Source organism: Rhizobium sp. SG2393 (genome assembly GCF_042610495.1).
Classification (GTDB): Bacteria; Pseudomonadota; Alphaproteobacteria; order Rhizobiales; family Rhizobiaceae; genus RU20A.
This window is the reverse complement of record NZ_JBHGAP010000004.1, coordinates 150,570-173,377: the sequence shown is the minus strand read 5'-3', so window position 1 is coordinate 173,377 and position 22,808 is coordinate 150,570. Positions and strand designations below refer to the sequence as shown.

1 protein-coding gene (only partly in view) is annotated in these 22,808 nt (G+C 65.2%); it reads right to left on the bottom strand.

All coding sequences use genetic code 11. The features are described 5' to 3' along the window. Nucleotides 1-22,808 carry the 5' portion of a LamG-like jellyroll fold domain-containing protein gene (locus ACED18_RS12480; protein ID WP_377292622.1) on the bottom strand. It extends 6,907 nt beyond the left edge of the window, so 22,808 of the gene's 29,715 nt are visible here — the first part of the coding sequence; it begins with the start codon at nt 22,806-22,808; its stop codon lies off the left edge, out of view.

Here is a 22,808-nt window from a genome sequence, read left to right as displayed (position 1 = left end):
ACGTGCTCGAAGGCAAAGGTCGCCTGGCCGGCGGCAAGCGTGAGGCGTTCGACGACGCTGCCGTCGCCCCAGTCGATGTCGAGGCTGACCGTGTCGGTCGGCGCGTCGGAGACGGCGCCGGTCAGGCGCACCGGCGAACCTTCGATCGCGGCGGTGACACCGAGGCCGGAAAGTTCCGGTGCGGCATTCGCCACGGAAATCGACGCGGACGTCGTCGTGCTGCCATCCTCATCGACGGCCGTGATCTGCACGGCCTTCTGACCGTCAGACACGAAGAGATGAGAGACTTCGGCCGTCGCACCGGCAACTTCGCTCACTTCGCCATCGCCCCAGGCAACGATCCAGCGCGAAACCGTATCCGTGCCCTTGTCGGTGGCCGAAAGCTTCAGCGTGACGGGGCTGCGCTCCGTCGCGGTGCCGACCTGCTCGACCCTCAGCACGGGCGGAAGGTTGGCGGCTGTCACCGAGGCCAGAAGCGTTGTCACCTCATTCGGCTCGCCGGCATTGATGATCTGTGCCCTGAGCACCCGCACGCCATCGTCCGGGATCACGATGTCCACCGTCGAGGATGCCGTGAAGTCCGTTTCGCCGGCGTCCTCGAAGTCGCCGTCGCCATTGAGGTCGAAGCGGTAGAGGAAGTCGCGGTCCCCAGCAGCCACGTCGGTCGGATTGGTGATCGCGACACGCACGGTGCCGCCTTCGACGGCCGGACCCTGCCAGATGGCTGAGAGCGTGGCCGTCGGCGCGGTATTGGTGACGGTCAGCGCAAGGCTCTGGCTGGCAAACGTCGTGCCGGCATAGTCCGGCGTGACCGTGACCTGATAGGTGCCGCTGCGGTCGATCCCGAAGGCCGCAAGGTCGCTCCAGGAGAGAACCAGCGGATCCGTCGGGCTTCCGGAAACGGCGATGCCGTTGATCCGGTAGACCATTGCGGACGGACCGCCGGGCGCGGTGGCGCTGAGCACCAGCGCATCCCCCTCGGCAATCGTCGTCGCCTTGCCGCTGGCGCTGCCGCGGGCATCGAGCGTGATCTGGCTGACCGGAAGCGCCACCGTCACCGTGCCCGTGATCTGCTGGAGCGCGCTGTCCTCATTGCCATAGGCGATGGCGATCGTGAAGCTGCCGGGCTTGGTATAGACATGGCTCGGCTGGCCGGATGTCGCAACGAACGTCTGGACGTCGCTGCCATCACCCCAATCGACCGAGAACACGGTCCGGTCATCGCCGGGATCGCTCACCAGCGCCTGGATGGAGACGGTGTCGCCGACCCGCGTCGCTTGCGGCGCGATCTGGAAGTTGGCGGAAATCGCTTCGACGAGCGTCAGGGTGCTGGTGACCGACGATGTGAGGCCGAGGCTGTTTTCGACTTCGACGGTCACCGTATAGGTGCCGTTGTCGTCGATGCCGAGCCGCACCAGATCCTCCCAAGAGAGAGTGACCTGCGCTTGGCCGTTGCGCACCGTCGCAAAGGCGTCGAAACGGGCATCGCCATTGAGGTCGAAGCGCGCGGTTCCGTCGATATTGGCAGCACCGAAGACGACGATGTTGCGGACCGTGAGCGTCACGCCCTCGCCTTCGCGGCCGGTGGCCGCGTCGAAGCCGCCAATCTGCGGTGCGGAGACGACATCGACCGCTTCCATGTTCGCATAGGTCACCGTGCCGGCACCGGCCACCGAGGCCGTGCCGTCGCTGGCCGGCTTGCCGTTGACGATCGGGCCGATCGCGGCCGGCTTACCGGCGGCGTCATAGAGCAGCGTATCACCATCAGGCGTGCCGGTCGGGGCATCGCCGCGCAGCGTGATGCCGCCGGACGACACGTTGGAGCCGCTGACGAGGAACGTGTCCTTGCCCTCGCCGCCCTCGACGGTCAGGCCGCCGCCGTCACTGGTAATCACGATTCGGTCGTTGCCGGCGCCAAGGCGGACGATCGTGCTGCCGCCATTGGCCGTCTGGTCGATCCACTTGACCGTGTCGTTGCCATCGCCGGTGTCGATGACCGTGGAAGGCGCATCTTCCAGCACGGTGACCGCATCGGCGCCCGCACCCGTCTCGATGCTCAGTGTGGCAACGCCGATCGGCCGTGCAGAAACGGTGACATTGTCGGTCGCATTGCCGGTCGAGCGGACCGAGAGAGCCTCGATGCCTTCGAAGCGGACGGTGGCATCCGCCGCATCGGGCAGCCTCTCCGGCAGTTGCAGCACGGCAAGCCCGCCGAGCAGGCCATTGGTTCCGATCAGGGTTGCGACGCGGATCTGGTTTCCGGCAATCGCTTCGAGGCGGGTCACGCCACGAATGCCTTCGATGGCATCGGCACCGTCGCGGGTGATGTCGAAGCGGCCGAGACGACCGTCCGCCAGCACTTCGAAGGCGACGATCGTGTCACGTGCCTGCGCATCCTCGCCGGCAACGACCAGGAAGGCGCCATTGGCCGACAGAACGGCGTCGCGCGGCTTCAGGATACCGTCGATGCCAAGCTGGCCGTTGGTGAGCACCTGCGAGACGGCACCGGCGCTGCCGATGACGCGGATCGTGCCGCCGGCGACCTGGTAGGTCACGCCGGTTGCCGAGCGTACCACATGGCCTGCGCCGTAATTGGTGAAGCCGGAGAGCGAACCCGCCATATCGACGGCATCGCCGATGCGCACGGTCGCATCGATGGTGCGCACAAGATTGCCGGAGAGGTCGAGAACGGCGAGGCCGTTGACGGTCGCACCGACCTGCGGATTGCCCACCACGACACCGGCACTCGCCGCCGTCGTGTCGAAGCTTTTCAGGACCGCGTTGACGAAGGGCTGCAGCACAAAGACCTGACGGTCCGTAACCGCCGCATAGGACTGGCGCGCCGGATCGGTGATGATGGCGCGAACGCCCGTAACCGCCCGCTGGATAAAGCCGAACGTATTGAACTGCTGGACATAGCCGATGCCGAAATCATCGGCATAGAGGATGCCGCCAGCATAGGAGGCAAGGTCAGCGATAGCGCCGCCAATCGTGCTGATCGTGGTGGAGGAGCCATCGGCAGCCACGCGCACCAGCCGGTTGCCGGTTCCCATGACGGCATAGAGATCCGTGCCGGACCCTTCGACCTTGTAGAACTCGCCCTGGAAGGCGCCGTTGACCCGGCGATCGAACGAACCGTCGGCCTTGTAAGCACGCGCGACACCGTCAACGACGGCGGCAAACCCGGTCTGGCCGGCCAAGGCCTCGACACGCGTCACCACACCGGTAACCAGGTTCACACGGTTGCTGAGGTTTCCATTGCCAGCGATGGAATACCGGACAAGGCCGGTCCCCGTCGCCACATAGAGCGTCGTACCGTCCGCGGTGACCGCGAGATCGCGCACATCGGCCGGCGCGGTGCGGATACCGACGACGAGCCCGTTGGCATCGAGCGTCAGCAATGTCTGGCTGGAGGCCTGGAAGACGATAGTGCGCCCGCCACCGGCGGATGCGACCTGGTTGACGGCGGAGTCGCTCACCGTCGTGACGGTGCGAACGAAGGTGCCGTTTGCGGCAAAGACGATATCGCTGCCGTCGATGCGGGCGGCAAAGCCGCTCTGGCCGGCTGCTGTGCGCAGCGCCGTGGCCGTGCCGGCAACGAGCCGCTTTCCATCCGAGAGGTTGCTGCCGGAGACGGTGAAGCTCCAGATGCCGGTGGAGGTGGCAAACAGGCGCTGGCTTCCGAGCGTGACGGAGCCGTCGATGACGCCGATATCGGCGGCGATGCGCGTCGGTGCCCCGAGGCTGCCATCGCCCGCCACGGAGAATGTCAGAAGGCCGGTGGCCGTCGAGACGTAGAGGCTGCCCGCATCGGCGGCGAACACCAGGCTCTTCGGCGTTTCGGAAAGATCGATCCGCGTGACCAGTGCAAGACTGGTCTTGTCGATAGCATAGAGGCTGTTGTCGGTCGCACTGACCGCGTAGATGCGGTTGCCGACCATGGTGGCATCGACGAAAGTGCTGTTGGCACCGACATAGACCGGGCGTGCATTGGCGCCGTTGGCATCGTAGGCCTTGACGGTACCGTTGACGACAGCGGCAAAGCCGGCAGTCCCGGCCACGGTCTGAAGCTGCCCGAAATCGCCCGCCAACACCGTCGTGCGCTCCAGGAGCGAACCGTCGCTGTCGATGGTGAAGCGGATAACGCCGCTGGCCGTGCTCACGAAAAGCTGGTTGCCATTCACAGCAAGGTCGCTGACCTCGCCATCAATATGGTACGCGCCGATCGGGTTGTAGGGCTTCGCGTCCCCGGTACTGAAGGGTCCGCCATTCGGATTGTATGTCTTTGACTTTCCGAGGGCGTAGAGACGTCCATCCAATGCACTATAGGCGAAGATGCCGGCTGCGGATGCCGCAACATTCGTCAATTCGAATGTTGTATTGGCGACACTCTGCCGACCTGTTTGCAGGTCGATACTAATGTACTGTGGGCCTTGCGACGTAGCCACGAGCACATCCACCGCTGCCTTACCGGGTGTTGCACGCAGAGCGCAAACATTTGCTAATATTTGCGTTGGCTGGGCAGGCCTGAAAAGGCGGCCATTGCTGATATCCCGGAAGTTCAGTCCGTTAATGTCGGCAAACACCAGTTGGCCGGTGCTTTCGACAACGGCAAAATCGATAATTCTGCCTGTGCTGAAAATGCTTTCGATGAGGTTGCCAGTCCGGTCGTAAGACCTCAGGGCATATTGGGTCAACTGATAGGTATAGCCGTCGAACGTCAACGACTTGACCACATCTGAGGACGTCGGCCCGTAGTCGAAGCTTGTCCGGTAGGCGGTGTCGCCAAGCCGTATGCCCGAATCCGACGCGGTGCCGCCGCTACCCAGCGCGTACAGCCTAATCGCGCCTCCATCGGTGAGGAACAGGCCGCTATCGACAGTGGCCACATCCGAAGGCTGGAAGCCGAGCGCGATCCGGTTGACCAGGGCACCGGTCTGGCCGGAACGGACGGTCAGGAACGGGTCGTTGCTGGAGACTTCGTAGATAAAGCCGTTCGATGCGGTGACGCTGCCGAGCAGGCTGCCCGACGAGGCCTTGAGGGTATAAACCTCGCTGAAGCGGATGTCGGTCGGTGATGTCGGATAGCCGCTGCCATCGACCGTGTAGGCCGTCAGGCCGGCATCGGTGCGCACGACAAGGCGGCGGCTGGCCGCGTCATAGCTCAGTTCGCGGATCGGTGCCGACAGGGTCAGCGCGAAGCTTTGCACAGTACCGCCGCCAAGCCACAGCTGGTTGGTTCCAGGCGTCGCAGAGACACGCTGGAAGGAGTAGCCGTCGAAGGTCACGACGAGATCGCCATTACCGGACTGGCCGAAAGGCTCGTTGGGCGAAACGAGGCTGCGGCCTGTGATGGCGCCGGAGGCATCGAGCGTGAAGCGCACCACGCCTTCGTTCGTGGCGACCAGGATGGCAAGGCCATTCGGATCGATCGCGACGTCGGAAATGTCGCCAAGCGATGTCAGGAAGGCCGCGGCCGTGGTCTGGTTGGTGGAGATCGTCGTAATCGAATAGCCGGAGCTGCTGATCGTGTAGCGGCGGTCGCCGAGCTGCACGGTGCGAACGGTGCCGTCCTCGCCGTCCTTCAGCGTCCAGACCTCCTGGCCAGCCACCTGGCGCTGGTTGGAGAGGCTGCCATCGGCGGCGATGTCGAAGGCGAGGATGCGATCGGCCGTGGCGACAAGCAGCTGGGACTTGCTCTCATAGACCGCGACGTCGCGCAGCGTGCCGCTGATCGCAACCGAGGAAACGACGGAATTGTTGCTGTCGATCGTGTAGAGGCGACCATCCGCCTGGCTGATCGCATAGGTCTTGCCGCCGAAGTTGGCGGCGGCGGTGAAGCCGGAGGCGATGTCGGACGTGACGGTACGCACGGCCCAGTCGTTCTGGTCGTAATAGGGCGCCTGACCATTTTCCACGATCGCGGCATATTCATTGCCGCCTGCAACCGTGAAGAGCCCGCCAGCCGAGCCGCCGACCATCAGCACCTTGTTCGACAGGACACCATCGGTGCCGATGTCGAAGCGCAGGATGCCGGTCTCGGTGCTGACGAGAAGGCGCGTGCCGTTGGCGGCAACAGCCATGTCGCGCACGCCGCTAACCTGCAGCGCCGTCGAGCGCACGGAAAGATCGTTGGCGTTCAGCACATAGATGCGGCTGTCCTGCGGGCTGGCCGCGAAGACGAAGTTGCCGGTGCTGGTGGTGGCGGAGAAGCCGGCGAGAGGGGTGTAGTCGGCTTCGGCATATGGCGTGAAGCTGCTGGTCTTTGCCTGGCCACTGGTCAGCGAGAGCTTCGTTGCGGGAACTTCGCTACCAACGGACGCGCGGACCCATACCTCGTCGCCGCTGCTGTCGCTCGGCCACAAGACCGCCCAGATATCGCCGGGCCTCATGTAGGTCGGGGTTGCCGCCCCCGTGAACACGGCGACCTGTGCCATCCCGTTTTCCGTCGAGCCGACCGTGGGCGCGAGCAGAAGGTCAGCCGACCGGTTGACCAGCACAAGAAGGTCGTAACCCTCATAGGCGCGGAACGGAACCTTTCCGATCTTGAGCTCAGTGCGGCTCGCCTCGGATGACAGCCGGATGCGGTGCACCGAGATGAGGCCTTCCGGCGTGCTCAGACCGGAAGCCTTGTTGATTTCGTCGAAAGTGATTTCGTTTTTGTCGAGGAAGCCATAGGGCGCGGGCTGGCCCTTGACCTCGATCATGTTCGCAAGGGTGCCCCACGGCGTCTGGTTGAAGGTAAAGGCCTTCTCGCTGGCGACGTTCTTTTCGATCCTGCCCTTGATGCTTGGATCGTCGGTCAGCGAGTCGAGACCACCAACCGTCTGGAGAGCGACGTTCGAGGAAATGACGACACGGCCGTCCTGGGCCTTTCGGCTGTTGTCGTAGATGAAGGCCTGCCGCTGTGCATCGGTCAGACTCTGATCAAAATAGCGCTCATCGTAGTAAAGGCCTGCTTTGCCCGCTGAGACATCGACATTGGCAACGTCGGGCGCGTCAATCGCTGTTCCGGTCAGGATCAGCGTGCCGCCGGCGCCTCCAATACCAGGTGCACCCAGGGCACCGGCAGCGCCATCACTGCCGTTCGGAAAACCTCCCCAATTGGGAGTGAGAGGCAGCGAACCGTTTCCAGCATTGTAGGTGGTCAGTCTTACCTGGACTTTCCCACCGACGTTGCCAACGCCGACACTGTCGTTGCCCTTGCCGCCTCGCGCTAGCAACTGCGCAGTTTTCTCAATTGTCAGCAGGCCAGCTGCTGCCAGCCGAAGGCCGCCACCGCCACCGCCGCCGGCCACGCCGTTGAAGCCGTTGCCGCCAACGCCGCCGAACGTGAAGTTTTCAACGCGACCTCCTCCCGAAGACGAAAAAAGGAGGTATGTCTCAAAGCCTGCAGCGCCAGACGCACCGCCGGCAGCGCCTGAGGCACCGTCACCGCCTCTCAGCCCGCCGCTCGTCGGATTGCTGGGTGTGAGGCGGTTGTCGATACCGGTATACGCGGGAACGAAACCGCGATCCGGCAATGAAAACAGGCTGGAAGAGATGCTCTGGGCGCCCTGGCTGATACCGAGATTCGGCCCTCGCGTCACAGAATTGCTCGCGGTCTCCTGCAGACCGGCGCTTCCCTCGAAGCCACTATCGGCATTCCAGCCCCACAAGCCGGCACGACGCACGAAAGAAATACTATTATTTCCGTCAGTCGCAACGAGCTGTGTTTCAAAGGCAGGCAAGTTTCTGAAGATGTTGCTTTGATCGTTTGACTGCGAAAGCCTTCCCGCACCACCGGCACCACCTTCGCCACCGCCGGCAACACCGTCGCTGCCGATCGCGCTCACGTCGATCTTTGAGCCTTCGCGCAAAGTAACGTTGCCGACAACCTTGATATCGATGAGGCTATTCATACCCAACGCCGGCTTCAGGACGGCACCTGCAGCAAGCTCGAGATTGGCATAGATCGTGATTTCGACCTGACCGGCCGGCACGTTCACGATCGTGTAGTTCTCGAGCATGTCCCTGCCGGTCGCATCATTGATGATGCGGCCGAAGGCGTTGATCGTGTTATTACCCTCGAGTGTGATGGTCGGCAGATCGACGGCGCTGGGAACCGTGCGCGTGCTCGTGCTCGCCACCTCAAGCGCCGGATAGCGGCGCACCATCAGATTGTCGATGATCTCGCCCTGGCTCTGCCATTCGATCTTGGAGATCGGGTCGAAGTTATCGAAATAGCCTGCGCCGAAGGCATCGAGCACCTCGCCGGCGGCCAGGTCGATCGTCTGCGTCAGAAGTTTCTTGCCGTAGATGTCAAACGCCTTGAAGGTCAGCGACATCGAGGTGGCGTTCGGGTTGCGCAGCGTCATCCCGTACATGGCGAAGGCATTCTTGCCTTCGATGACGAGATTGGTGCCTGCGGTCGCCTGCACGGCCGGCGAGCCGCCGACGACGGTCGCGGCAATATTGGCAGAGCGATCCTCCGTTCTCAAGCGCATGCCCGTGAGCTTTTCCGGATCGAGCGCATCGTTGCCGACTTCCGAATAGCGGCCGGAGAGACCGTCGAAGGTCAGGGCAAAGGGCGGCAGGCTGCGATATTCCGTCTTGGTCTGCGCCTGGCTGACGATGTTGACGTCGGTGCTGAGCTTCACGCGGTCGCTCTCGACCTTCACGTCGAAGCTGCCGTTCTGGTCAACGAGGAAGTCGAGCGTATCGGCCTTCGAGCCGCCGAGGATTTCGGTGAAATCGGCGCCGTTCAGATTGACGATGCTGAAGTAGTTGCTGCCACGGACACTGGCGAAGAGCTCGCGTCCCTCGCGCACGCGCCAGTTGACGGCGACCGAGCCGTTCTGGCGATTGTCGACGGTCAGCGCCGTCACCTGGTTCAGGCCGAGATTGACGAAATCGTTCGGCTTCGGCTCGTTCGGGATCACCACGACCGCCGTGTTGCGCGTGCCGAGGATGGCCGAGCCGCCGGGATTGAGGACGCTCGGGCCGTAATCGCCGTAGTAATCAAGCTTCAGCCCGCCAAGCGCGGTGGCCTTCAGCGTATCGGCACCTTCATTGCCGATGACGGTGAGCAGCGCGATTGCAGAGGCATTCGCGGCCGTCGCAACCTCGATCTGGTCGTCCGACTTGCCGAGACGGACTTCCACGGCACCGACGCGGGCAAGCGTCACCGTGCCGGTGGAAAGCCCCGTGACGGCCACCGCGCCGTTGGCGGCATCGGCGATGCGGGCACTGAGCGCATTGGTGGAGGCGGAGCGGTCGAAGATCACATTGTCGTTGGCCTCGTCGCCCCCTTCGGCGCCGATCACCAGATCGGTCTGGGTATTGATGATCGTGATGGTATCGCGGCCCGCACCGCCACGGATCGTGGCAAGCCCGGTGGCCGTCAGATTGCGGATGACGATGTCGTCCGAACCGGCGCCCGTGTCGATGTCGGTCGGCAGCGCCACATCGTCGATCTCGACGCGGTCGCCGGCCGCGCCCATCCGGACCTTCACGCGCTCCATCTGGTTCAGCGTCGTCAGGTTGGGATCGACGGCACCGAAATTGCTCGTGATTATAGTGGTTCGGCCGGCCTGATCACGCCCGAGCGCGACACGGTTGCCCGTCACGTCGCCACCGATCACCTCGACAGTGTCGGATCCGATATCGCCGAAGAGGTTGAGGTCATTGGCGATTTCGCCGACGACCGGGCCAAGCCGGAACGTATCGTTACCCGCCCCAGCGCTGACCTGCATCAGCGTGTCGGCGCCGGTTATGGCGATCAGATCGTCGCCGCTGCCGGCGGAGAAGTCGAGCCGGTCAAAGTTGCTGTAGTTGATGCCCGCGTCGTCGTCGAGCACCGTGTCCGGGTTCGACGCACCGGGCGTGCGGGTCATGCCGCCGCCGATGATACGGCTGTTGCCGATCTGGAAGGCATTGTTGTCGCGGTCGCCGGCATCGCTGACGATGAGGCGGTCGAACTCGCCGGCCGCCTTGGCACCTGTCCCCGTACCGCCATCGAGCCTGATGACCTCGTTGATCCTGTCGAGCGTGCCATCCGTCCCGGAGACGATGGCGGTATCATTGCCGCGCCCCATGTAGAAGGCAAAGCGCAGGCCGGCCTCCAGCGAGCGCACCTTTACGAGGTCGTCACCCGAACCCAGCCGGTACTGCAGAATTTCGAGGTTGGTAAAGCCGAGCGTCGCGCTTGTGCCAATGCCGGTGACGAGGCCGGCATCGACGGTAATGTTGCGGTTTGTCGTGGCGCTTTCGTCACGCAGGACGATCTGGTCATCATTTCCGGCGCCACCGTCAAAGAGCAGCGTGCCGGTGAGGCCGGTCAGCAGGCCACGGCCGAGGATCACCTCGTCATTGCCATCCTGGCCCTGGACTTCGGTGATGCCGTTCAGATCGAGCAGGGTCACCTTGTTGTTGTTGCTGTTGCCGACGATGGTCTTGCGGGCCGCATCATCGAGATCGCCGAGGATCCAGATATCCCGTGCCTCGACCACATTGGCGAGAGCGATGGTGATGTTCGGCGCCGTGATGAAGCTGCCGGTCTCGGCGAGCTTCACATCACCCGCCGCCGCCAGAACGACTGCCGACCCTGCGGTGATACGTCCATTCTCCTGGAGCAGGATAGCGTTGTTGCGAGTGGCCTGGGCGGCCGTCGACAGCGAAGCCGTCCCGCCTGCCGTCAGCCGCTCGACCACGCTACCGCCATTGGTTTCCGACAGGTAGGCGGAGCCACCCGCTTCGGCGACGAGCGTACCGAGCACCGCACCGGGCTCCAGCAGAAGGTCGGTTGCGAAATTCGGATTGAAGATGAAGGTGCTCGCCTGGTCGAACCGGAATGCAGACCCGCGGCTGCCGATATCCCCCGACAGCGCCTTGAGCACGACGGCACGGCCGCTGGCACTCTCGCCATTCGCCGCATTGAGCAGAGACTGGCCGGCCGTCAGGCGCAGGTCGCGTGCGGATGCCGCCCGCTCGACGGTGAGCGTGCCCGAGGTGCGCAGGTCGAGATCACCGAGATAGGACCGCGCCGAGACGGTGTCTGCGAGGAGATTGAGACCGCCGCCTGCACCCGTGATGGAAGCGGCATCGACCGTGAGGCGCTGCGCTTCGATGCGGGCGTCACCAACCGTCGTCACGCGGCCGGCATAGACCGGATCGTTGCCGCCGAGACCGGCGACGGACACCGTGCCGTAATAGGGATCCTTGTCGTCGATGCGCGCATTGTCGATACGGCCGCGGAATTCCACGTCGCCCCTCGACTCGATGCGGATGTTCGTCGGACCGGTATCGTAGACCGTATCGCCGAGCGAGAAGCCGGATGTATCGGCCGCGATGACGACGACGGAATCGATGCCGTTCACGCTGAGGCCGGCCGGATAGATGTTGCCGATCGACAGGAGCCTGTCGGTTTCGTTGCGGATGATGATGTCGGTCAGCGACGAGCGCAGATTGACGATCGGCTTGCCGGTGACACGGCCGACGGTCGAGACCGTATCGTCCTTGCCGATCTTCTCGGCAAGGTTGTAGCGCTGAAGGCCCGCCGCCTCGAGGCGGATACGGCCGGCCGAAGCACGCGTATTGTAGATGTCTGCGATGATCAGGCGGTCACCGGTCACGGTAGCCTGCACACCGCCGGCCGTCGTCAGCTTGCCGGTCTTGTCGAGCAGGACGAAGGGTACGTCCGGCTGGATGATCGTGATGCGGCTGTTGAGCACGACCTCGTGGGTGGAATCGACGTTGTTGGTCTCGCGGGTCACGTCTTCGGAGATGAAGGCGGCGTCGGTCTTCTCCTTCGCGTAGACCTGTGCGCCGGCGGCGGCGAGCGCGGCCATGGAGAGTTCGCGCGTTGCCAGCGTCGCGCTGGCATCCGAGACCGCGCGCACGACGACGCGGGCATTGAGGTCGGCAAAGCTGGTGAGCTTGGCGCCCACCGCATCGGCCTTGGCGCTGGACAGCGCGAGCGCGACATAGGTCGGCTGGCGGGCGGCAAGCGAAATCGTGCCGGCGGTCAGATCAGCGCTGTTGATGACCTCGACGGCGGTGTCGATGAAGAGATTGGCCCGGCCGGTAACGTCGGAAGCAAAGCCGCCGAAATCGGCCCTGCCATTGGCAGACGCGACGGTCGAGCCCGTGGCCGTGATGTTGATGCTGCCGAAGGCGGCCGACAGGCTCTGCTCCAGGTTGACGCGCGCCGTCTCGAAGACGGTAACCTCGGTGATCGCGGTTGGCTTGCCACCGAGGCCGGCGGTATCGACGACCGATCCGGCATTGGTGACCGTCTGGAAGTCGGCGTTGATGGTGATATTCCCGGTCGCGGCGATCACGGGTGCATTGACGGAGACGGTCGCGCTGTTGGCGATGCCGGTGGTGGCCTTGCCTTCGCTGATGGCGACAAGACCGCCGGTGTTGCCGCCGGCGCTGGCAACGGCGCCGTTCAGGCTGCTCGCACGGATGACGATATCGCCCGTGTCCGCCCGCACAGGCTCGGCCCGCAGCGGATCGCCTGGCACGGCATTGACGGCGACGGTGACGTCCGCGCTCTGCGTGTTATAGGCATAGGCTTCCGAACCGGAGACGCCGACGAGACCATAGGCGCCAGCAGCAGCCTTGGCGTTGGCGTTGAGCCCGGTGGTGGCAACGGCGGAGATGGCCGGGGCACTGCCGGCACCTGCGCCACTCGCGCGCAGCGCGCCGCGAACCGTAACGCCGGTGCGGCGATCGACGCTGGCGCGCGCCGTGACGACGGCGATGCCGACGATGCCGGCCGCGGTGACCTTGCCGGTCAGCGGCTCGGCCTCGACGGTGATGCCGCCCGAGCTCTCGGCAAGCAGGTCGATGCGGGCAGCGTCGATGATTGCTTGCGCGCCGACCTCCACGCTCGTGGTTCCGCTGATGCGGCCGCCGACGATGGAGGCACCCGCACCGACGATACCGAAGGCTGAGGCGCGGCCGATCAGCGTGACGATCGTATCCGCAAGCGCCTTGGCGCTCACCGTCCCGTCGCTCGACAGGCGAGCGGTGGGGCCGATCACCACGACGGTGTTGGCGGCGACATTGACGTCGGCGAAGGCGCCGGCAATGCCGAGGCCGCCAATGCCGAGACCGACCAGCGTCAGACTGCCAAGCGGCGTGACGTCGATATTGCTGTCGGCACGAACCTCGATACCGCCCGCGCCGGTGCGCAGGAAGGCAGCGTCGCTGATGGTGACGGTCGCGTCGGAGGTGACGTCCACATCAACGATCGAAGCGCCGATGCCGCCATAGATGGCGGCCGCAACGGCAATGGTGGACACCTGGACGTCGGTGGTCACGCTGCTGCGCAGCGATGCGCCGTAGAAGTCGCGGATGTTCGCGCTGCTGCCGACCGAAACGCTCGCGTCATTGTCGGTCGAGACCTTGGCCACGGAGCCGCCGAGGGCAACGAAGCCCGCCACGGCGCCGGCAATGCCGAGGGTGCGCAGGCGTGTGGTCGAGATCGCATCGACATCGAGAAGGCTGCTGCCGGTGACACCGGCGCCGGTGAGCTTGACGCTGTCGCCGATCGTGACGGCCGTATCGCTGTTGGTGGTGAGAATGGCGATGCCGGCACCAAGGCCATAACCGAAGCCGAAGCCGAAGCCGCCGGCGCGCTGATCGACATCGACCAGTTGGCTGGCGCGCAGCACGACGCCGCCGGCCTGGACCATGGCGCGGTCCGTGATGCTGGCAAAGGCGCCGGTGGCCGCTTCCGTCGCCGTGAGGGCCGAAAGGCGCGAGCCGGTGACGGTGCCGCGATTGGCACCCTTGACCGTTGAACCGGCGGTGCCGGCACGCTGATAGGCCTGGTCCCGCAGATCGACACCGCTGTTGCCGGCATCACCGCCGCCACTGTTCATGGAGCCGTCGAGGCCGGACAGAATATCCGCGACCTGGCCATCGACAGTCCCGCCGCCACCGCCCGAAAGCGCATTCTGGCTGTAGTTGCTGTTCCCTTCCTGCTTGCCGTAGCTGCTGGAGAGGCCATCGCCGACGCTCCAGATGCTGATGCCACCGCCGAGACCGACGCCAAGCGCACCACCAGCCGCGAAGGGATTGCTGTCGATATGCGTGCGTCCATCGGCGCGAACGGAGAGTGCGCCCGTCAGCGTTGCGGTGCCACCGGCGAGCAGGGCCTCGGTGGTGCCGGTGATGCGGCCGAAATCGACGCTGGCGCCAAGCCCGGCCGTCCCGCCGATGGCGAGGCCTGCAATGACGGTGAAGACATCCGTGTCGCCCTTCGCGACGATGGAGAGCGCACCGGCATTGACGGTACTGCCGCGCACGGCGGCGAAGGTGTCGCTGTCGATGATGGTGACGCCGACACTGCCGGCAAGCGTTGCTCCGAGCGCTGCCGCACCGGATGCCGCGAGCAGAACGAGATCCTCCTCGCTGGTGGCATTGACCGTCACCGCGCCGGGCGTGGTGATGGAAGCGCCATCAATGGTGGCGGTGGTGGTCTTGTCGATCAGCGCGACGCTGACGGCACCGGCACCGGCGACGACACCGATCAGCGAGGGTGCGACGGCGAGCGAGCCGCTGGCGAGGATAACGCCGGTCGTGTCGGTGGCTTCCACCAGCACCGCATCGAGCGCGTTGTTGCCCATGCCGGCGATCGTGCGGCTGCCTTCGACAGAGGCGCGGGTTTCGGTCTTGACATCAACCACGGCAACGGACGCCGCAACGGCTGCGGAATTGCCGACACCGATGCCCGCCGCCACCGAGACAAGGTCGGTATTGGCGTGCGCCGTGACGCCGACACTGCCGCCGGCAAGCAGGCTGCCGCTGCCAAACGCTTCAGCGATTGTCTGGCCGGAGAGGACGGGCGCCGTAAAGGCCGGCGCCACCGCGACAATGCCGGCAACGGCGATACCGCCGCCGACCGTGATGGCGTGGTAGTCGCGCTCTGCATCGATGGCGATGCTGCCGGCCGCAGCGAGATTGGCGCCATCGGCGACGCGCGCGACCGTATCGATGCGGTGCAGCAGCACGCTGCCGGCCGCCGTGACGGAAACGCCGCCACCGCCGGCACTGCCCCCGACACCGATCATGTCGTTGACGGAGAGGGCGCGCACGACGATGCCGTTCTGGGCCGCACGGCCGATCACCTTGCGGGTCTGGCCGTTGGCTTCGGCATTCGCACCGCGACCGCGATCGGCGATATCGCTGTCGGTCTTGCCGTTGTTGGTGCCCTGCAGGGCCGAGCCGATCGGCATGTCGGCTGCGCCGTTCAGCGCGCTGAACGTATGGCGGGCATCCGACGAAACCGTGCTGGTGTCGATGCCAAGCGCGCGGCCGGCATCCGCATCCTCGCGCGATGCAGCGAGTCTGAACTGGTTGGCACCGGTCTTGATGACAAAGTAGCGCTGACCGCTGACGAGGCCGCCAAGCGCCTGGCCGGTCGCGAGATAGACGACCTCCTGGCCCGTGGCGAAGTCCATCACCTGCGCCTTGCCGTCGATGGCGGGCACGGTGAACGTGTTGCCCGACACGTCGGCCGTGCCGGTCGTGACGGTGCCGCCCTGGTTGGCGACGGCGCGCTTGCCGCTATCGACGAGACCGGAGACGGCATTGACCGCGCCATTTCCGGCGGCGGTCAGATCGGCCCGGGCGCTGACCAGCGCCTTCGTGGTGACATTGATCTTGCTGATGCCGGCCGCAGCACCGACGGAGACCGTGCCGCCCGCAACATTGCCGGCAACCTGCACGATGCCGGTGTCGTTGGTTGCCGTGACGGCGATGCTCCCCCCGGCCCGGAGATCCGCATCCTCGCTGACAACCGCACGCGTCTGCAGGTTGACGAGATTGACGCCGACATTGACGACGACGGCGACACTGCCGCCTGCGCCCGCGCCATTAGCGGAGATCACGTCGAGCTTGCCGTCGGCGGTCACGGAGATGTTGCCGAGAGCAGAGACCTCGGCACCCTGTCCGATGCGGGCCTCGACGCTGCGCGAAAGGATGCCCACATCCGTGCCGACGCCGACGCCGACCTGACCGCCGGCCAGCGCACCGGCCACGCCGATGAGGTCCGTGCGGGCGTTGGCCGCAACAGCCACGTCGCCGCGATCGGCGGTTGCCTTGCCATCCATGGCCGCGAGAATTGTATCGTTGAGCGTGGTGACCGAAGCGGTGGCCGCAACGCCGACATTGGATCCGGCAGCGCCGCCGACGGCGGTGACGACGAGCGCCTGGCTTGCGTCCGCGCTGACCTGAATTGCGCCGTTGGCGGAATGAAGCGTGGTGCCCGCTTCCGTACGCGCTTCGACGGTGCGCTGGGTCAGAACCGTGCTGACGCCGACGCCCACGCCGACATTGCCGGCCGCAATCGCGCCGCCAATGGTGATGGCACGGCTGCGATCCGTTGCTGCGACGGAAACACCGAGGCCGCCATCGACCGTTGCGCCGGACAGCACGAGGGCGCGCGCTGCCCCGTTCAACTGGTTGACGGAGATCGAGCCGGCCACGGCAGCCGAGCCGCCGGAAAGCGCGCCGCCAATGGTGATGCCGGTGATCGATCCGGAGAGATCGGCGGTCACCGAGGAACGGCCGCTGGCAATCAGGCTGCCGCCCGTTACGGTGGCGGTCGCGCCGCCGCCGAGCAGGTTGACGGCAAGGGCAGCGCCCACTGCCGCACCGCCGGCACTGAGCGCCGCAGCCCCGGTCAGGGACTTGATGCTGCTGGTATCGGCAGCGGAAACGGCGATGTCGCCGGCCGTGGCCGTGATCGTCGAGCGATCGGCAACGGCATTCGAGGAAACGGAAAGCTCGTTGGCCGCGACGGACAGGCCAACCGCGATACCACGGCCGGCAGCCGCACCGATGGCCGCGCTCGAGATGCGGCCGTCGAGGAGACCGTCCTGCTCGGTCGCCCGTGCGCTGACGGCAACCGACGCACCTGTGACGGTCGAGGTACGGATGGTGGCGGAGACGGTTTCGGTGACGCTGTTCCAGCCGAGTGCGGCGCCGAAGCCGGAACCGGAGAGGTTAAGGGCAAGCGCACCGCCCACCGACTGCAGAACACTATCGTCGCGCGCAGCGACACGCACGGCGCCTGCCGTGTTGACCGTGCTGTCGAGGATGATGGCGCTGGTGGCGGCACCGGCCTGCTGGCTGCCGACGAGGTTCACGGAAACGAGGAAGGCCGCGGCAACGCCGCCGCTGGAGCCGCCCACGCCGGCGCTGACGGTTGCCGTGCGCAGCGCATTGTCCTGCAGCGCATTGACGCTCACGTCGCCGCGGGCCGTCAGATCGCTGCGGATAACGGACGCACGGGTGCCGTTGTCCATCATGTTGACGGAGACCGCGCCGCCAAGGCCGGTCTTGCCGCTGAAGCTGGCTCCGCCGCCGAGCGCGATGACTTCGGTCGAATTCTTCGCATCGACCGTGACAGCACCGCCAACCGGCAGGGCCGACAGTCGGGTCAGCTGGATATCCTGGAGCAGCGCCTCGGTCGTGTCGGTGGAGCGGTTGAACGAAATCGCGGCGCCAAGCGTCGTCGCCTGCGCCGAAAGGTCTGCGGAAACGCCGATCGAGACCGTCAGGAAAGTGCCGCTGCGCTCGGCGAAGACACCGAGCTGGTCCGCCTTCAGGGCAGCATTCGAGACGCGCGCGCGGGTCACCGCGGTGCTGTCGGCAATCGACAGAACGCCCGCCATGGTCTTGGACGCCCCTTCGGACGTGGCGCGCAGGTTGAGCGAGGCCGCACCCGTGACGGCGATCAGGTCGGTGTCGTCAAGGGCCTTCACGAGGATCGACTGGGCGGTGATGGTGCCGGCATCGATGAGCGCGAGCGTCTGGCCATTGAGTTCGTTCCAGCCGGCCGCACCGGAAATGCCGATGCCGGCGCCGTCCTGGAAGTTCGGGTTGATGTTCGACCCGCCATTGGCGAACTGCTGCTGCATGTTCACGTGCGGGAACGGGTTGCTGCGTGTCTTGACCCCTTCGCTCGGCGGGGTCGAGACCGTGCCTGCAACGGCAAAGCTCCAGGTGCCGCCATCGCTCTTGGCGTTGACGGCGACGCTGCCGGCACGCACCACGACACGGTCGCGTGCATCGCCGCTGAGCGGCGGCGGCGCGATCCGGTCGAGCGGCATGGCGCCAATACCGGCCAGCACCAGCCGGTCGAAAAGGTTGACGGCCGCCGACACACCGATGGAGGTGCCACCGCTGCCCTGGGTGAGGGAGCCGGCTATGGTGATGTTGAGAATATGGGAATTGGCCGCGATGCTGACGCTGTCGGCAGTGATCGTCGTCGGTGCCAGGGTGCTGCCGGGCAAGACGAGGGCGAGGACCGAAGACGTATAGTCGAGACCCTGGCCGGAGCCGGCGAGGCCGAACGTGCCGCCATCGGAATTCTTGGCGCCGGCAGCGGAGATGCCAAGCCGGAAAAGGTCTTCGTCGGCGCTGACCGCAACGTCCTTGCCGGCAATCCTGGTGCTGGCGCCGACGATGGTCCGGGCGGTGTTCTCAACGATATCGATGACCACGGACGCCCCGGCGCCGCTGCCATCGGAGCCGCCACTGTTGATCAGCGTGCCATCCGTCAGAATCGATGCCTTGGACTTCGATCTGTCCTGAAGACGCTCCAGAACGGAATCGCCGGACGCGAACTTCAGCTGGCCGGCAATCGACATCAGCGTCAGATCGGTGACGGCGTCGAACATCACCTTGCCGAATGTCTCGCCATTCGCCTGGCGCTTCTGGTTGACGGCAACGTCGGAGCCGATCAGCGTATCGGCGCGCGACTGGACGTCGGCGAAACCGAAGCTACCCGCGATGACGCGAACGTCCTTGTTGATCTCGCCCTTTGCCTGGGTCGTGACGAAGGTGTTGAAGAGGCGGGTGCCCCCGAGAAGGTCGGAGCGCAGGCCCTGCAGACCGCTGATCTCGCCGCTGCGCAAAGCATCGAGATTGATGAGATCGGTCGGGTTGAGCAGGCGCGGGAAGGTCACCTTGCTGGTGACGGCGATGTCGCCGCCGGCATCGAGCGACACACCATCGCCAACGGTCGTCACCGCGCGGGCATCGACAAAGCTCAGCGCCGCGGCAATGGCCGTGCGGGTGTTGCCGTCATCATCGGACTTGGCCGAGACGTTGGCAATCGCACTCGTGGCGTATTTTTCCTCAAGCTCACTGTCGATCTTGATGTCGGCGCCGGAGGACAGCGCGTTGCGCGCCGTCACGCCGACGCGCGTCGTCGCACTGTGGTTGGCGATCGTGAGCGAAAGGGCGCCGGCAATGCTGATGTCGTTGTTCTTGGCGTTCTTGGTCGCCTTGTTGACCTTGCTGTCGATCTTCTTGTCGCCCTTCTGCTTGATAAGCAGGAAGAGCGGCGAGATGTCGTTGACGGCGGGGTTGGTCTCGGCCTTGTAGGTGATCTTCGACAGCGTCTTGCCGATATTCGGCTTGCTGGCGGCCTTGTCGGAAGCTTCGAGCTTCGAGGTGATGCCGATGCCGCGCGTCTCGTCCTGATTGGTCAGCGTGTGGGCGCTGCCGCGACCCTTGGAGATATCGATCGGCAACGCGTCCTTGGCGTCCACGTCGAGGCCGACGAGTCGGATGTGGTTGGCATCGACAACGACGACGGAGTAGGACTGGCCGGCGGTGAGCCCCGCAATCGGAATATCCCCCGCCTCTGCGGTCGTGCGCACGACATTGCCGTTGCTGTCGAGTGTTTCCATGTCGACGGTCCGGTTGACCCGGTCATCGGTGGCATAGATGAACACGTCGCCGGTCTTGAAACCATGGTTGCTGATCGCAATCGTCCGGTTCGTCGCATCGACGGCCGTCTTCGGATCGAAGGTCGTCGCAGCCCCCTGCCAGACCAGGGAATGGTTGAACGCGCCGCCGTCTCCGGTCAGATCGACCGGCCCGCCGACCGTAAAGGTCTCCGGCGTCGCCTGGTCGCGAACAACCTTCAGAAGACGGAAGTTGTTCTGGTCGATCCGCTGGACCTGGTATTCGGCCGCCGCCTCGAGGCCGCCGATCGCCTCGTCGCCGCCCGGCGCATAGTTGACGATCTGGCCGTCGGTGAGGCCGTGGTCGTAAAGGCGGATGGTGTCGGCACCGGCATCCACGGCGGCGACATTGAGGAGAACAACCTTGTTGTCAGACTGGCGGATGAATCCATGCTTGCCCGCCCCGCTGAGCGTGACGTTGACGACCTTGTCGTTAACCGCCAGGGTGAAGCCTTCGCTGGTGACTTCCTTCACCCTGTAGACGCCGAAATCCTGCAGACCGCCGATAGCATTGCCCTGGATATTTCGGTAGCGCACGTAATCGCCGGGCTTGAAGACATCATCGCCGAGGAGAATGAGGTCCGTGTCGGGATCAACGCCGCGGAACGTCATGTCGACGGCCTCGGGGCGGATCAGGCGATGGACGGAACCGTCAAGCGTATTGCTGGCATCGAGCGCGATCGCCGGCGTCTTGGCGAGCTGGATATGGTCCTTGTCGACGACGATGACCATGTATGTCTCGCCGTCCTCCAGCCCGCCCAGCGGCTTGATGACGCCCTGGATGCTGCCGAAGTCGCCGGCGGCCTTGTAGACCACCTGCTCGCCAGTCACGAAATCATGGCCCTTCATCTCGATCGTGTCGGCGGCGGCATCGACCTTGCTGTCGGCGTCGAAGCTGCCCTTGCCGCTACCAACCCCGCCAGCAGCGGTAATGGCACCGTCGATACGCGTGTCGATGTCGGAGTTGTCGAGGTTGAGGCTGAGGTTAACGCCCGCCAGGCCCTGGATGTAGGAGATCGTGCTGGAATTGGCGGCACTTTCCGCCGTCCCCTTGGCAGCGACATTCACGTTACCGCCGGTGGAGGTGATGCTGGCGCCGGAGCCAAGCACGGCCTGGGTCTTCAGATTCGTATCCGCATAGGCAACGGCGAGCGAGACATTCTTCCCGTCATACTTCTTGTTCGCCTTGCCGGTCGCGGGATCGAAAAGCCCCTCGAAGTTGTTGACCGTCGCGGAGCTGATGGAGCTGGCATCGCCTTCCGCCGTCAGCTTCACCGAGCCGCCCGCGATGATCGAGGATCGGCCGGTGAGAGCCGCATAGGCATTGGCGCCGGCGCGGCCGATTCCGACAGCAACCTGCAGGTTCTTTGTTGCACCCTTCGCAGCGGCGCCGGCCGCTGCCTCCAGCTCGGTCTTGCCAACCGCATTGGCACCGAGCTCGACATTGCCGGAAGCGACGATCACGTCGTTGTGCAGGCGCGTCTCGGCCGACGCGTTGCGCAGGATCACCGAGGCCGCGATCCCCTTGAAGCTCGTCAGATCCGGCACGGAAACCTTGAGCAGCTCCTGCACCACCGGCAGCAGCGTGAAGGCATTCTCGATATAGGGCGGGAGGTCGAGCCCAAGGCCGGCATCGATGGCCTCGGAGGTCAGCGTCACGTCGCCGGCCTCGATCGTCACACCCGACAGGCGCACACCTGCGGCGATGTTGTAGGAATCATAAGGCAGCGTCGCCAGACGCAGCGCGCTTGCGATGGTCGCCACCTCGGCATCGCTGACGAGGCTGACCGCGCCATCGGCGCCAGACTTGCCGACCGCGCGCAGGCTGTTGCCGGGACCGCCGTCGATCGTGGCGCCGGAAATGGTGATGTCGCCGGCCTTGCCGGCCGAATTGCTCGTATCGAGCGTGATGGCACCCGCATTGGCGACCACCTTGATGGTCAGCGCACCGCCCTGCCCGCGGGGATCGGCGACCGTGAGCGTCTCGCCAACGGCAATTCCCTGGATGGCGCCAGCCAGATGCGCACGGGCAAGCCCGGCCTTGTCCGTGGTGACATCGACGGTGACACGGCGACCATCGGTCGTCGTCGCGGTCAGGCCTGCATATTCCTGGTCGGCCACCCAGCCCTTGCCGCCGCCGGCATCCGTGACGGCCGAGCCGATCAGCACGGTTTCGGCCGCAATCTTCAGCGCACCGCCGGAGGTGCGGACCGACCCCGTGATCGTCACGGTGTCGTCGCCACCCACAAGGCTTTCGCCGCCGCTGATGAGGAGGCTGGTACCCTTGAGATCCGGAAGGTCTGCCAGTTCCAGCCTGTCGTTGCCGATCCCCATGTTGATGGCGATCTCGCTTGCGGGAATCGTGAAGAAGATGGCGTCGAACTTGGCGTCCTTGGACGAGAGCTGCAGGCCGCCGTCGGCGGTTCCCTTCAGCAGGACGTTGTCGTTGAAGGCGGTAAGGTCGATCGTGACCTTGGCAGAGCTTTTGGTCACCTGCGGCTGGGTCACCAGGCCGACGACGCTGTCGATCAGCGCCGCGACCGGCCCATAGCCCGTGTCGATCTGATCGAAGCCCTTCTGGGTGATCACCAGATTGCCGGTGACGATCGTCTCGCCGTTGACGTCGGGATTGTTATCGGCATTGCGGATCGTGATCCGGTCCTTGCCGCCCGTATCGTTGAGTTTGATGGCAAGCGCCGTCGCACCGAAGCTCGGACGATCGATCGTGACGCGGTCGTCGCCCCGCCCAACATTGAGCGCCAGCGAGCTGACGGAAAGCCGGTCGCGATCGGCCAGAAGCTGGCCCGTCTTCAGATCGAGGATCTGGATACGCTGCGATGCAGGCTGGGTTGCCTGCTGGTCGGTCATCTTGATCAGGATGTCGCGGCCCTGGTCGCCGGTCGCGGCCGCAAGGTCGAGCGCCAGCACATCCGCATTCAGCAGCAGTCGCTGCTCCAGCGCCTCGAAAACGGCCGGAGAGCCACGGCCCTTGCGGGCAGCGCGCCGCTGCGCGCGATTGAGCGAGGCCGGAGCGAGCTTGCGGAACGGGAAGACCAT